Annotated in this window: 15 protein-coding genes and 1 pseudogene; 13 read left to right on the top strand and 3 right to left on the bottom strand. The window is 48.2% G+C overall.

Going from position 1 to position 12,776, the window contains the following annotated elements; all coding sequences use genetic code 11:
* Positions 1-89: 89 nt before the first annotated feature.
* Genes mobH through A9479_RS09205 form a run of 4 tightly spaced genes read left to right on the top strand, consistent with a single transcriptional unit; the run spans position 90 to position 5,301 of the window.
* Positions 90-2,240: a MobH family relaxase gene (gene mobH / locus A9479_RS09220; protein WP_064663258.1), complete on the top strand. Its 2,151-nt coding sequence runs from the start codon at positions 90-92 to the stop codon at positions 2,238-2,240.
* Between the two features lie 48 nt (positions 2,241-2,288).
* Entirely contained in the window at positions 2,289-4,109 is a 1,821-nt protein-coding gene (gene traD, locus A9479_RS09215) for a conjugative transfer system coupling protein TraD (protein ID WP_064663257.1), read from the top strand.
* Positions 4,110-4,118: 9 nt separating this feature from the next.
* On the top strand, positions 4,119-4,679 hold the full coding sequence (locus tag A9479_RS09210) for a hypothetical protein (RefSeq protein WP_000546512.1): 561 nt from the start codon (positions 4,119-4,121) through the stop codon (positions 4,677-4,679).
* On the top strand, positions 4,666-5,301 hold the full coding sequence (locus A9479_RS09205; RefSeq protein ID WP_000033756.1) for a DUF4400 domain-containing protein: 636 nt from the start codon (positions 4,666-4,668) through the stop codon (positions 5,299-5,301). The genes A9479_RS09210 and A9479_RS09205 overlap by 14 nt, the downstream gene beginning before the upstream one ends.
* A 25-nt stretch (positions 5,302-5,326) precedes the next feature.
* Here A9479_RS09205 and A9479_RS09200 read toward each other — a convergent pair whose 3' ends face one another.
* On the bottom strand, positions 5,327-5,605 hold the full coding sequence (locus tag A9479_RS09200) for a helix-turn-helix domain-containing protein (RefSeq protein WP_054103798.1): 279 nt from the start codon (positions 5,603-5,605) through the stop codon (positions 5,327-5,329).
* Positions 5,602-5,925: a type II toxin-antitoxin system RelE/ParE family toxin gene (locus tag A9479_RS09195; protein WP_054103799.1), complete on the bottom strand. Its 324-nt coding sequence runs from the start codon at positions 5,923-5,925 to the stop codon at positions 5,602-5,604. The genes A9479_RS09200 and A9479_RS09195 overlap by 4 nt, the downstream gene beginning before the upstream one ends.
* 180 nt (positions 5,926-6,105) lie before the next feature.
* On the opposite strand from A9479_RS09195, the gene traL reads away from it, so the two are divergent.
* The 8 genes and pseudogenes from traL to A9479_RS09155 all read left to right on the top strand — a co-directional run.
* A complete protein-coding gene (gene traL, locus A9479_RS09190; protein ID WP_000433889.1) occupies positions 6,106-6,387 on the top strand; it encodes a type IV conjugative transfer system protein TraL in 282 nt (93 codons plus the stop codon).
* Positions 6,384-7,010 carry a TraE/TraK family type IV conjugative transfer system protein gene (locus tag A9479_RS09185; protein WP_000667169.1) on the top strand — a complete coding sequence of 209 codons (627 nt, stop codon included), beginning with the start codon at positions 6,384-6,386 and terminating at the stop codon, positions 7,008-7,010. The genes traL and A9479_RS09185 overlap by 4 nt, the downstream gene beginning before the upstream one ends.
* Positions 6,994-7,890 (top strand): type-F conjugative transfer system secretin TraK, encoded by an 897-nt coding sequence (locus A9479_RS09180; RefSeq protein WP_064663256.1) that lies wholly within the window; start codon positions 6,994-6,996, stop codon positions 7,888-7,890. Before A9479_RS09185 ends, A9479_RS09180 begins: the two co-directional genes overlap by 17 nt.
* Positions 7,891-7,892: 2 nt before the next feature.
* The gene (locus A9479_RS09175; RefSeq protein WP_064663255.1) at positions 7,893-9,182 is read left to right on the top strand and encodes a TraB/VirB10 family protein; all 1,290 of its coding nucleotides are present in this window, start codon (positions 7,893-7,895) and stop codon (positions 9,180-9,182) included.
* Positions 9,183-9,256: 74 nt separating this feature from the next.
* Positions 9,257-9,829 carry a type IV conjugative transfer system lipoprotein TraV gene (gene traV, locus A9479_RS09170; protein WP_156520091.1) on the top strand — a complete coding sequence of 191 codons (573 nt, stop codon included), beginning with the start codon at positions 9,257-9,259 and terminating at the stop codon, positions 9,827-9,829.
* Positions 9,826-10,212, top strand: coding sequence for a TraA family conjugative transfer protein (gene traA / locus A9479_RS09165; protein ID WP_064663253.1), 387 nt, complete (start codon positions 9,826-9,828; stop codon positions 10,210-10,212). The genes traV and traA overlap by 4 nt, the downstream gene beginning before the upstream one ends.
* Positions 10,213-10,432: 220 nt before the next feature.
* Positions 10,433-11,224 (top strand): type IV toxin-antitoxin system AbiEi family antitoxin, encoded by a 792-nt coding sequence (locus A9479_RS09160; protein ID WP_002040534.1) that lies wholly within the window; start codon positions 10,433-10,435, stop codon positions 11,222-11,224.
* Positions 11,217-11,894, top strand: a pseudogene (locus A9479_RS09155) (nucleotidyl transferase AbiEii/AbiGii toxin family protein); the annotation flags it as partial. The gene A9479_RS09160 and the pseudogene A9479_RS09155, both read left to right, overlap by 8 nt.
* An 88-nt stretch (positions 11,895-11,982) precedes the next feature.
* Here A9479_RS09155 and cadR read toward each other — a convergent pair.
* Positions 11,983-12,390 (bottom strand): Cd(II)/Pb(II)-responsive transcriptional regulator, encoded by a 408-nt coding sequence (gene cadR / locus A9479_RS09150; RefSeq protein WP_001219640.1) that lies wholly within the window; start codon positions 12,388-12,390, stop codon positions 11,983-11,985.
* A 95-nt stretch (positions 12,391-12,485) separates the two neighbouring features.
* Here cadR and A9479_RS09145 point away from each other — a divergent pair.
* Positions 12,486-12,776, top strand: a 291-nt coding sequence (locus tag A9479_RS09145; protein WP_197487250.1) for a heavy metal-associated domain-containing protein, incomplete at its 3' end; no start/stop codon positions are given.

The following is a 12,776-nucleotide window of genomic DNA, read 5'->3' as shown; positions in this document are numbered from 1 at the left end:
CTTCCTAGTCAAATAGATGCGGTTCTTTTACATCTAATTCACCGCCGGTGAGTTTATGAACCTCCACACTATCGTGTCGGAGGTTCACTATGTTCAAAAACCTATTTTTTCAAACCAAAGCACTACCAGAGCTGTCATCGCAACTGGATGCGGAAATTCCACGCTACCCGCCATTCCTGAAGGGGTTGCCAGCGGCGTCACCCGAGGATTTGCAGTCCACACAAGACGAGCTAATTGCCAAACTGCGCCAGGTACTTGGCTTTAACCTGCGTGACTTTCAAAGGCTGATTCAACCCTGCATTGATCATCTGGCTGCTTATGTCCACTTGCTGCCAGCTTCTGAGCATCATCATCACAGTGGCGCTGGTGGTTTATTACGTCATTCGTTGGAAGTTGCTTTCTGGGCGGCACAAGCTGCTGAAGGGATCATCTTTGTTGCCAGTGGCACACCGGTTGAGAAAAAAGAGCTGGAACCAAGGTGGCGTGTTGCAGCGGCTCTTGGCGGTTTGTTCCATGATATTGGTAAGCCCGTTTCAGACTTGTCCATCACAGACGAAGATGGACGCTATCAGTGGAACCCTTTTTTAGAAACCTTATCCCAGTGGACCACAAATAACAGCATTGAACGCTATTTCATTCGCTGGCGCGACGGACGGTGCAAACGGCACGAGCAATTTTCAATTCTGGTGTTAAACCGGGTGATGACACCTGAGTTGCTCGCCTGGTTAACACAACCTGGCCCTGAAATTTTGCAAGCCATGCTGGAAGCAATTGGCAATACCGATCCAGAGCATGTCCTGTCTAAATTGGTCATTGAAGCTGACCAAACCAGTGTACAGCGAGACCTGAAAGCTCAACGAATTTCCGTTGACGACAATGCCCTTGGTGTCCCAGTCGAACGCTATCTACTTGATGCCATGAGGCGATTACTTGCCAGTTCCCAATGGTTGGTCAATCAGCGAGATGCCAGAGTTTGGATACGAAAATCGAATCAATCAACCAATCTTTACCTGGTTTGGAAAAGCGCGGCTAAGGACATCATTGAGCTGTTGGCCAAAGACAAGATACCTGGCATTCCAAGAGATCCCGATACCCTTGCGGACATCCTTATTGAGCGAGGATTGGCCACTAAATCCGCCTCGAATGAGCGATATGAAAGCCTTGCCCCTGAAGTGCTGATCAAAGACGACAAGCTAATCTGGTTACCCATGCTGCATATATCTGAGGCCGATTTATTGTTCAGCTCGAATGTACCAAGTAGCGTGAGACTGTTTAGTAAATCTGAGTGGGAAGCAACACAGCAAATACAAGCAGAGCCTCAGAGTCGTTCCAGAGAGCAGCCAGGCTTGTCTGAAGCGTCATCATCAATCGAACATAGCAATTCGGCTAAGTCGCCATCGACAAAACCGTCCGAACAAGATGATGAACTTCGTCATGCCAGTGATGTTAGTACCCCCCAGGCAACTGAAAATGTTCCGGGTGATGGATATGAAAAGCCAAACGATTCAAGCGATGCTGCTATCGCAAATAATGTAGTCAGGCACGATGAAGAAGCATTGAATCTGCCTGAATCTTTGGCGTGGCTTCCAGAGGCCAGCATTGCGTTGATTATGGCTGGTGAACAGATTCTGATCCGTTATCCCGATGCCGTAAGACATTGGTGTGCTCCCCGAAAACTGCTTGCTGAACTCAGTCGATTAGATTGGCTTGAATTAGATCCCGCAAACCCGACGCGTAAAGCCAGAACTGTGACTACAAATGAAGGAGTTCAGGAGCAAGGGTTACTGCTGAAAGTATCTATTTCTAAAGGGCTTACTGCACTGATTGACCTTCCCAAACAAGACGCAGAACCGGCGGCAGCAATTCAGAACGAAGAGGCTTCACAGCGTCCGAGTCGAACTAAGATAACCAATGCCCAAGCAAAAGAGCCCGCCACAAGAGCGGAGCGTAAGCAAAAACCGATTGCGCCCAATGCGAACTCAAGTACCGACCCCAAACACGCGCAGCGGCAACAGATGGTTAATTTTGTGAAAGATTTGCCCATCTTACTGACCGATGGCGATTACCCAGACGTGGATCATAGTGCCGATGGTATTCGCGTCACGATTCAAACCTTACGCCAAGTCGCCAATGCACATGGCATTCCAGCCGGGCAATTGCTTCGGGGGATCTCGGCCAGTGACCAATGCCAGTTTGATGAGGGGGAAACGGTTCTGTTTACCGCTCACGCTAAACGTTAATCCATTTGAAATTAAGCGGATTGTAAACGGTTATTTTGCGGAGCATGAATGAAAGAAAACGCATATGAGATGCCCTGGCGCACGAACTATGAAGCCATGGCAGTAGCAGGTTGGCTGGTTGGGGCCACTGGGGCGATTGCCGCAGAAATGCTGACTGAGCTACCACCTGAGCCATTTTGGTGGATGACAGGGATTTCCTCGGGCATGGCGTTGTATCGCCTGCCTGAGGCTTACCGTCTTTATAAGTTGCAGAAGGGGCTAAAAGGCAAACCATTGGCATTTATGGCGCTGTCGCATTTACAAAAGGTGATGGCAAAACATCCTGATGAATTGTGGTTAGGGTATGGCTTTGAGTGGGACCAACGTCATGCCCAACGTGCTTATGAAATTCTAAAAAGGGATAAGAAAACCTTGCTTAACCAAGGTCACGGCAAACAAATGGGTTCGACCTGGATTCATGGTGTTGAGCCCAAAGAAGAAGATGTGTACCAGCCAGTTGGACACACAGAAGGCCATACCTTAATTGTCGGCACAACCGGTGCCGGAAAAACCCGATGCTTTGATGCGATGATCACTCAGGCCATTTTGCGTAATGAAGCCGTGATTATTATTGATCCTAAGGGAGACAAGGAACTTAAGGATAATGCGCAGCGAGCCTGTATTGCCGCCGGTAGTCCTGAGCGCTTTGTGTATTTTCATCCGGGTTTTCCAGAGCATTCTGTACGTCTTAATCCCCTGAGAAACTTTAACCGGGGCACTGAAATTGCCAGCCGAATTGCGGCATTAATCCCATCTGAAACCGGTGCTGATCCATTTAAAGCCTTTGGCCAAATGGCACTGAATAACATAGTGCAAGGTCTGTTGCTTACTTCACAGCGTCCTGATCTGAAAACACTGAGACGATTCTTGGAAGGCGGTCCAGAAGGCTTGGTAGTAAAAGCCGTCACGGCCTGGGGGGAGCTGGTGTATCCGAACTTTAGTGTGGAGATCAAGCGCTTTACCGAAAAGGCCAATACCTTGGCAAAACAAGCCATGGCGATGCTGCTTTTTTATTACGAACGCATTCAGCCCGTTGCCGCCAATACCGATTTGGAAGGGCTATTGAGTATGTTTGAGCATGACAGAACCCACTATTCCAAGATGGTGGCTTCATTGATGCCGGTGCTCAATATGCTCACCTCAAGTGAACTTGGCCCACTGCTATCACCGATTGCAAACGATGTGAATGACAGCCGGTTAATTACGGATTCTGGCCGTATTATCAACAATGCCCAAGTGGCCTATATCGGGTTGGATTCATTGACCGACGCCATGGTTGGCAGCGCCATTGGTTCGTTGCTTTTATCCGATCTCACGGCTGTGGCCGGTGACCGCTATAACTATGGTGTTGAAAATCGTCCCGTAAATATCTTCATCGATGAGGCTGCTGAAGTCGTCAACGATCCCTTCATTCAACTGCTCAACAAAGGCCGTGGCGCAAAAATGCGTTGTGTGATTGCTACTCAGACCTTTGCTGATTTTTCAGCTCGTACAGGCAGCGAAGCTAAGGCCCGTCAGGTGTTAGGTAACATCAACAACCTGATAGCTCTTCGGGTGATGGATGCCGAAACGCAGCAGTACATTACCGACAATCTGCCTAAGACTCGGTTGCAGTACATCATGCAAACTCAAGGTATGTCGTCCAACTCGGACAGCCCCGCGTTGTTTACCGGCAATCATGGCGAACGCTTGATGGAGGAAGAAGGCGATATGTTTCCACCGCAGTTATTAGGCCAGCTTCCCAACCTGGAGTACATCGCCAAGCTTTCAGGTGGCCGCGTGATCAAAGGCCGCATTCCTATTTTAACCAGCTCTACACAGGCAGCATAAGGAGTCTGTATGCATCATTCTGTCTGTCTGAAAATGACAACACTTACCAGTAAAGAAATGCTCGCTCAGTGGCAGCAACATAACCCCCAGTTCAAGGAAACCTTAGGACTGCTTGAAACCGACTGGCCTCATGCTTTGGCCTCGGTGTATTGCTTGGCGGACTACTTAACGGATGCGTTCACGTTAGATGGCCATTCCATCTTTGATTTGTGTCTGTGTAATGGTTTGGGCAGTTATGAAGAAGTCAGTTGTGATGATGATAGTGTACGCCTTTGGCATTTCATTGAGGCACTGACCTGGACTGCCGCCAGTGCTTTAACGGGGATTCGCCTGCGTGATCCTGACCATTTCGAGTGGGCCGCCGTAGATGGTGTGTATTTCTACTCCTGGATTCGTAATCGTCCAAATCGGATGGCGTATCTGGCTGAAGGACGTATTGATATGCGTTATGTCAGTGGCCATACATCGACAAAGCGGCTTCAACAAGTGATTAAAGCCCGGATTATGACTCCAACCGTTGCAGCCATGCTGGCGCGAGTTGAAGAGGATGTTTGGCATGAGCAAGCATAAGTCGGTTTGGCTGCTGTGTCTGGCACTGATGCTGGAGATTATTGCCATTGGCGTGTTAGTGCCCGGTGATTGGACTGGCCGGGTCATCAGTAAAGAGAAGCAGATGATCCAAAACCAATTGGGCGCACAAACAAGCTATTGGATTGGTCAAACTAGCCATCGCTGGTATCAATCATGGGTTGTGGATACGCAGATGGAGCAATCTGTGCGAGATTTTCTAATCCCCACTGAAGAGCAGCGACTGCGCTCTAAAGGGATGGAGAACATGGGAGGCTTTTGGTTTGTCTGGGTAGAAGACCGTATTCAGGCATTTTTTGATGTGTTGTACCAAGTGTTCACTCGATTTGCTTTACTGATGGTCTGGTTGCCCTTTGCGCTTATTCTCATGTTACCGGCGTTGTGGGATGGCTTAATGACCTGGAAGATTAAGAAGACAACCTTTGATTTTTCGAGCCCTATCATTCACCGCTACAGCATGATTATCCTGGGTTCAGGCGTCATCTTGCTGTTTATGGGATTGTTCGCCCCGCTGGCTATTCCACCGGTGGTACTACCGTCGATGATCATCGGCTTGGCATTGATGGCAGGGTTGGCGTTAAGTCACTTGCAGAAGAAGATATGAGGCCTATCAGGCCTCATGAATGACGTTAACTCATTTTTTGTGGCTTGAGTGTTAATTCAAAGCCACATGCGTGAGCATATTTTAGAAGAGTTGACCAACTTGGATTGGCATTACCTTTTTCTAAACGACTGACGTTACTCTTTTGGGTATGCATTCTTTCAGCAACTTGTTCTTGAGTAAGTCCTGCCTTTGTTCTCATGGTAAGCAATTGGTCAATAAAGCTGAACTCACTCTCAAGCTTATCGTACTCATTCTTAACATCAGCATTGGCTAAAGCACGTTGTTTCAGTTTTTGCAGACTCATGATTTTTGAACCTCTTTTTGTCTATCTCTGGCAAGATTAAGCTCATTTTTGGGCGTCTTTTGAGATTTTTTTACAAAAGCGTGTAACACATAAATGTGCTTCCCTTTTAAGTAGCAAAATAAGCCTCTACCAATACCTTCTTGAGCTTTGGCGCGGATTTCAAATAACCCATCGCCCATAGACTCAGTATGAGGAGGCCCCAAGTTTGCACCATGCTTTTCCATCAGCTCTAAAAGCTTAATCATGCGAGCTTGTATTTTTGGAGGCATATCGAGGATCTGCTCCTCAACGCCATCGTAAAAGTCGATCTTCCAGCTCATGGGTATCCTTAACTTAAGTTATCGTAAATGATAACTTTGGTTGCGCGGTTTGTCTAGAACTTAACCGTCTTGTCTGAGTAGAACCCTCAAAACCTTCAAGAATTCGGCATCTAGCTGACCACTGAACCTACCAATCCCAAGGCATCCTTCACTTCTCAATTCAAACAACGAGGAGTGACTATGGAACCTGTGAATATTCCATCCTATATCGATGACCCGCCGCACTTCCTGCTTTGGAGTGCCGATGAGATGGCTCCCATTCTGTTGGGGCTAGTGATCGGCATTTTTACCGGTAATGCCTTGGTTTTATGCCTGTTGGGGTTGGTGACAACCAAGCTCTATCGGCGTTTTCGTGATGGTCGCCCAGATGGTTTTATTCTTCACGCCATCTACTGGGCCGGGCTGTTGCCAACCAAAGCCAAGACAATCCCTAACCCATTTATCAGGAGCTATCTGCCGTGAAGTTCGACGTGTTTTTAAAATCATGGCAAGGCACGCAATTAGAGAACCGATGGCAACGGTTCCTGATTGCGGTGCTGGTGCTATCTAACTTGCTGCTTGCGGTAGCGGCATTTTCTCGCAATACCGTGGTGGCCATTCAACCACCAACCTTGTCTGAAACGGCTGAAGTGTCACGAAACCAGGCCAGTCAGCCTTACCTGGAATCTTGGGGACTCTACCTGGCTGAGCTTATGGGCAACGTGACGCCGGGCAATGTGTCCTTTATCCGGGTTGCTATCGAGCCGCTACTTTCACCTGCGGTGTACCAGCAAGTGGTCGATGCACTGGAGATTCAGGCAAGACAGATCCGTGAAGACCGAGTCACGCTCAAATTCCAACCCAGACAAGTGGAGTATGAGTATGAAACCGGCCATGTCTTTGTGACCGGTTATTCCTTGGTCTCTGGACCATCTGGAGATGAGCAGCGCCAAACTCGCACCTATGAGTTTGATATCGACATTGAGCAATACCGTCCAAAACTTAGCTGGATGGATACGTATGAGGGGCAAGCTAGAACGAAGCGAGTTCGTGAAAAGTTGACCCAAGAGCAAAACCGGAGGGTGAATGATGCGAACCAAAATTAGTCGATGGATGACACCAAGTTTAATCGCAATGAGCTTGAGTGGCGTTCTGTTATCACAAGCGTCGTATGCAGACGTGGAATTGCCGATTGTGCCAGCTAGTGTGATGAAGCAGTCTGCTACTGCAAATCCACCGGTTCAAAGCAATTCGGTTGCAGCGGATACGCCAACAACGCTACTGATGACACCGGGGGTTAATGAACTGATCCCTGTAGCACTTGGTCATCTGAATCGAATTGTGACGCCGTTTGAATCGCCTAAGGTGAGAACAACCAGTGATGCTCAGACGCAAATCAAGGGGAATGTTGTATATGTAGCCACGGACAAAGAATCACCGGTTTCACTTTACATCACTCCGCCTGGTCAGGAAGCGCCCGCATTATCTGTCACCTTAGTGCCTCGTCGTATTCCACCGCGTGAAATTACCTTAGCTATTGATGGTCAGCAGTGGCCTATTAAGGGCGTCGTGAACCGCAAAGCCGCCACTTGGGAAACAGCTCAGCCATACGTTGATAACCTACGAGACTTACTCAGACGCCTTGCATTAAATGAGTTGCCACAAGGCTATGACATCCGTTTGGCTGTCCAAACTGACATAAGCCCTAAATGTTTTCAGCCAGGCTTAAAGTTTGGTTTTAAGCAGGGGCAAATTGTGACGGGACATTACTTCACCGTCTATGTAGGACTGGTTGAAAGCTTTGCCGATGAACCGATAGAAGCCAGTGAAATAGCCTGTCATGCACCAGATATAGTGGCAAGCGCCTACTGGCCGCGCAATATCTTGTTGCCGGGTGAAAAGACTGAGTTGTATGTAGTTGTTCGCAATCATCGTGAAGAAGCGGTGGAAAGTCAGCGACCTTCACTTCTTGTGGGAGGTGAATAACGATGAAAGCACAATGGGAACAAATGAGCCCGAACATGAAGCGTGGCCTATCGGTTGCTGGTATTGCTGGTGGTCTCATCCTTATGGTGATGGTGTTTTCACCTAATCCTGACGATGGCTCAAGCAATCGGAACCGGCAGGAAACGATCCGGCACATTCTAACGGATACCAATACTCGCGATGTTGGGGTCGATAGTTTGGCTGCAAACGTAAAACTACTCAGTGAGCGCAATGAACAGTTACGTCGTGAAGTTGAGCGCTTGCGTCGTGACGTCGATTCAGGGCGGCTAAGCCCAGGTTCGCCTTCTATACCAAGTGAGGTCAATGCGGAGCTGGCCCGCCTTAGAGCGGAACTTGATGATGTTCGCGCTGGAGGTGATGCAGCAGTTGAAGGCACAAATAGCCGCTTTGAAGTGCCTTTATCTGCCATGGAATTACCCAAAGACGAAAAGCCTCTGCCGTCTAACCCAGACGACTATTTTGCCAATGCGCCGCTGCCTGATCCGCTCTATCAGCAGCCAGCCAATGGCCAAGGTACACGAGCACGAGATGTTCCATTGCCGCCAATCACGATTCGTATGATTGAGCCTGAAGTGGTTGCTGAACCAGAGGTTGTTGTGCAAGAAGCGCCGCCTTTGTATCTACCGGCGGGCAGCATCATCTCAGGTACTTTGATCACCGGTTTGGATGCACCGACTCACGAGTCCGCAAGACGAGAGCCTTTTCCTGCATTGCTGAGGATTCAAAAGGAAGCCATTTTACCCAACCGATTTAGAGCGGATATCAAAGAGTGTTTCTTGATCGCCGCAGGTTACGGTGATTTGAGCTCTGAGCGTGCTTATTTGCGAGGCGAGACCATTTCATGTGTGAGAGAAGATGGTGGCGTCATTGAAACGCGACTGGATTCTTATGCCGTGGGTGAAGACGGCAAAGCCGGTATTCGTGGCCGATTAGTGTCGAAACAAGGCCAGCTGGTGGCCAAATCGATGATGGCCGGATTCCTTCAGGGCTTGGCAGGCGCATTTGATGTGAATCCTGTTCCGACGATTCAGACGGGTAATGCCGGTGATACTCAGTTGTACCAGCAAGTCATGAGCCAAGAAGCATTACAAGGCGCTGCAATTAAAGGCACTGGTAAAGCATTGGATCGAGTGGCCAAGTTCTATTTGGACATGGCAGAAAATATGTTCCCAGTCATAGAGGTAGACGCTGCAAGGAAAATTGAAGTCATAGTCACTCGTGGGGCCTCGTTGTCATTGGCCGCTTCGCAAGGGGGAGGTGCAAGAAGATGAAAAAATCCTGCATGTTGCTAACCGATCGAAGTCCGTTTCAGACAATAAGATGTGTATCCAGAGGAGAGTTAACCATGACGACATCAATGCAGAACAACCCAAAGCACCAGTCAAAACAGTGGTCTAAAGCTGGATTACTTTTATTGGCAGTCGGCTCAACCTTATTGTCTGGCTGTAGTTCATTGGGTCTCGGGAGTAGTGAATATGGATGCCCAGGTATGCCTGACGGTGTGCGCTGTTTATCCGCTCGTGAAGTCTATGAGCTTACCAGTAATGGCGCTGCACCCAAGACGATTGATGCTGTGGCGACTCGAATGGGTGCTCCCTCTGGGTATTCACAATCTGATTTAGAGACAGGACTGCTGAGCCATCCAGCATTACCTGAGACGCAGCAATCTGCACCTATTCGCATTCCTTCAAGGGTGATGCGGATTTGGATTGCGCCTTGGGAGGATGACCGTGGGGATCTGAATTTATCCAGCTACGTGTTTACCGAAATTGAACCGCGCCGGTGGGATATTGGGGTGTCAGCACCTCGAACGGTTTCGCCTGTGCTACGTCCACTTCAGACTCAAAGCGATTCAGCCTCAGCGGGAGCTGATGGTAAGCGCGATAACTTGAGTATCTACGGAGAAACTAACGAATGACAAATGCAGTTCGCAGCATTCAGACTCAGCGCCTAATGACCATTGGTGCGCTTGGTTTGATGGCGTTAATGATTTCGGAGCCCTCATTTGCGGGCACCGGTGGTGATGCTTTCACTGATGTGTGGGATACCCTAAAAGATTGGACCCAAGGTACTTTGGGACGGATCGTAGCGGGAGCCATGGTTCTGGTGGGTATTGTGGGCGGTATCGCTCGCCAAAGCTTGATGGCTTTTGCCTTGGGCATTGGTGGCGGTATGGGTCTCTACAACACACCAACAGTCGTTGAAAGTGTTATGTCTGCAACTTTACCTGTTGTTGCCAGCACTCAAGAAGTCATTGGCACAACAGTTCCAGCAATCAGCGTCGTCTTACTGGGCACCTGAATGTGAGCCATATTAGGCAGTTCACTTAAGGCAATCAAACTTAGGTCTACACAACATCGGGTTATTGGTGATGTTGTGTAGACCTTTTCATTTCAGCGACGCCACATTAACGAACTTGGTTTACAGTATTTGGTATATTAATACCTAAGGTGTTAAAATTCCTATCGTAATAAACTATATGGTTTATACTGTTCGTGATATTCATACCTTGGGTGTTAAAATGTCATCTAAAATAAACTGGCTTGTTGCTCATACTTCTCCTGGTGCGCTAGTACTTCAGCAATGGCTGACTGAAAACGGCGTGAGCTACTCCCTGGCTCAAAAGTACACGCAGAACGGTTGGCTGAAGAAGCTTAGTTCTGGTGTGTACTATCGTCCAAATGCGCAGGGCGATATAAAGCCAACTTGGGTTGATGCCATTCAAGCATTGGATGTGCAATTGGGCGTTCCAGTTCATTTGGCTGGATTGAGCAGCTTAACTCACCAAGGACTGAGTCACTATTTGCAGCTGAACAAAGAGCAAGTTTGGATTTGCGTTAAAAACAAGTCGTCCTTACCGAAATGGTTTCGTGAATTCCCTTATCAGAATTGGTTTTACTGCGGAAACCATAAGCTTGAAGTGAATCCCGAGAAGGATTTGAAAAGGATCACGGTTAAAGAGAAAGAGCTCACTGTCAGCTGTGCAGAACTTGCTGCCTATGAAGTGGTAGATGCGATTGGAAAGCTGATTTCATTTGAGCATGTCGCAGAATTATTTCAGGGTTTAGTCAATCTTAGCCCTAGAAAAGTACAAGATATTCTTGAACGAAGCAGCTCTGTTCAGGCAAACCGAATATTTCTATTTCTGGGTCGATACTACGATCACCAGTGGGTCAATCGAATAGATGAAACAAGAATTAAATTGGGGGCAGGAAAGCGGCAGGTTGTCGAAAAAGGACGTTTTGATGAGCGATATCAAATCACAGTGCCAGAGATATTAAGCGTCAAAAAAGGTGAACAACATAATGGATAAAGATAGCCCATATTACAAACAGGTTTCCTTGCTCATAAGAATGCTTCCTGTGGTAGCAACAGAGACGGTTTTTGCACTTAAAGGTGGCACCGCCATTAATTTATTTGTGAGAGATTTTCCTCGGCTACCTGTAGATATTGATCTTGCTTATCTTCCACTTGAACCAAGAGATGAGGCTTTGATTAATGTCAGGGCTGCATTGCAGCGCATTACAGACAGAATCAATACTCAACCAGATATCAGAGCGGCATTTCAGGATAATAAAGCTGATGAACTGAGAATCGTTGTATCAAGTCCGGTTGCGACGATCAAAATTGAAGTGTCGCCCGTCGCCAGAGGTACATTGCATAGTGCAGAAATAATGCCAGTTCAAGAGTCTGTTGAAGACGAGTTTGGTTATGCTGAGATTCAGGTAGTCAGTCTTCCCGATCTGTATGGTGGAAAATTGTGTGCTGCAATGGATCGCCAACATCCTCGCGACTTATTTGATGTGCGTATGTTACTTGGCAGTGAAGGGATTTCGAGAGAGATTTTGGTGGGTTTTTTAACCTATACATTAAGTCACCCTCGGCCTATTAATGAAGTCATGTCGCCAAACTGGCAGCCTCTGAATGAGAAATTTCAGGCAGAATTTGACGGAATGACTTTTGAAAAAGTTGAATGCGAAGACTGGGTAAGCGGATTAAATGGTTGATCTTACCTTTGCATGAGAGTGAGACAGACCGGCATCTCATCGGATTATCTGGTTGATGCTTCACCTACTGCTGGTGCATGTTTCCTTCGCTAATTCCAGCAAGAACCCCACACGCCTTAACTTCCCGGTCATCGTTGCAACGCGCTCTTAGTGAAACGAGTTGTTTCTCAAGCGCCTGTAGAGCGGTTATCTGCGAGCGCACATGAGAGATGTGATCATCGAGCAAGGCATTGACAGCGGTACAGGACTGATGAGGGTCGTCCTGATAGCGCTTTAGTTCGTGAATTTCTGCCAGTGACAGATCCAGGATGCGGCAGCGACGAATAAAGGCCAGCCGCTCAACGTGTTTCTCGGTATAGACACGGTAACCGTTCTCCTGCCGACCAGGCGGCGGCAACAAGCCCTGCCGTTCGTAGAAGCGGATCGTCTGTGTATCTACCCCTACTGACTGTGCCAACTGACCAATACGCATCGGGTTCCTCCGCAACGGATTCTCTACGCTATTGACATTATAGCTACTATATAGTTTTAAATGAAAACCCGATCACATTCAAGTGGAGTCATATCATGAGTAAAAACTGCGGAGGCCCCTGTGGCGACCATGCAAGGCCTGCGGCGGATACCGATATGCAGGCCTCCTCCGATGCGTCGGGGGAATGGGTCAGTGTTTATGCCGTGCCGAAGATGGACTGTCCATCAGAAGAGCGCATGATTCGCCTGGCCCTGAACGGCGTTGAGGGGATTCGGGCACTGTCCTTCGACTTGTCGAACCGCCGGCTGAAAGTCGTGCATGACGGCGAGGTCGAGCCCGTCACCTCGAAACTGAAGACCTTGGGGCTAGGCGCCTCGCTTCAGGAA

Source organism: Pseudoalteromonas sp. MQS005 (assembly GCF_001661605.1).
Classification (GTDB): Bacteria; Pseudomonadota; Gammaproteobacteria; order Enterobacterales; family Alteromonadaceae; genus Pseudoalteromonas; species Pseudoalteromonas tetraodonis.
This window is presented reverse-complemented; position numbering and strand designations above follow the sequence as displayed.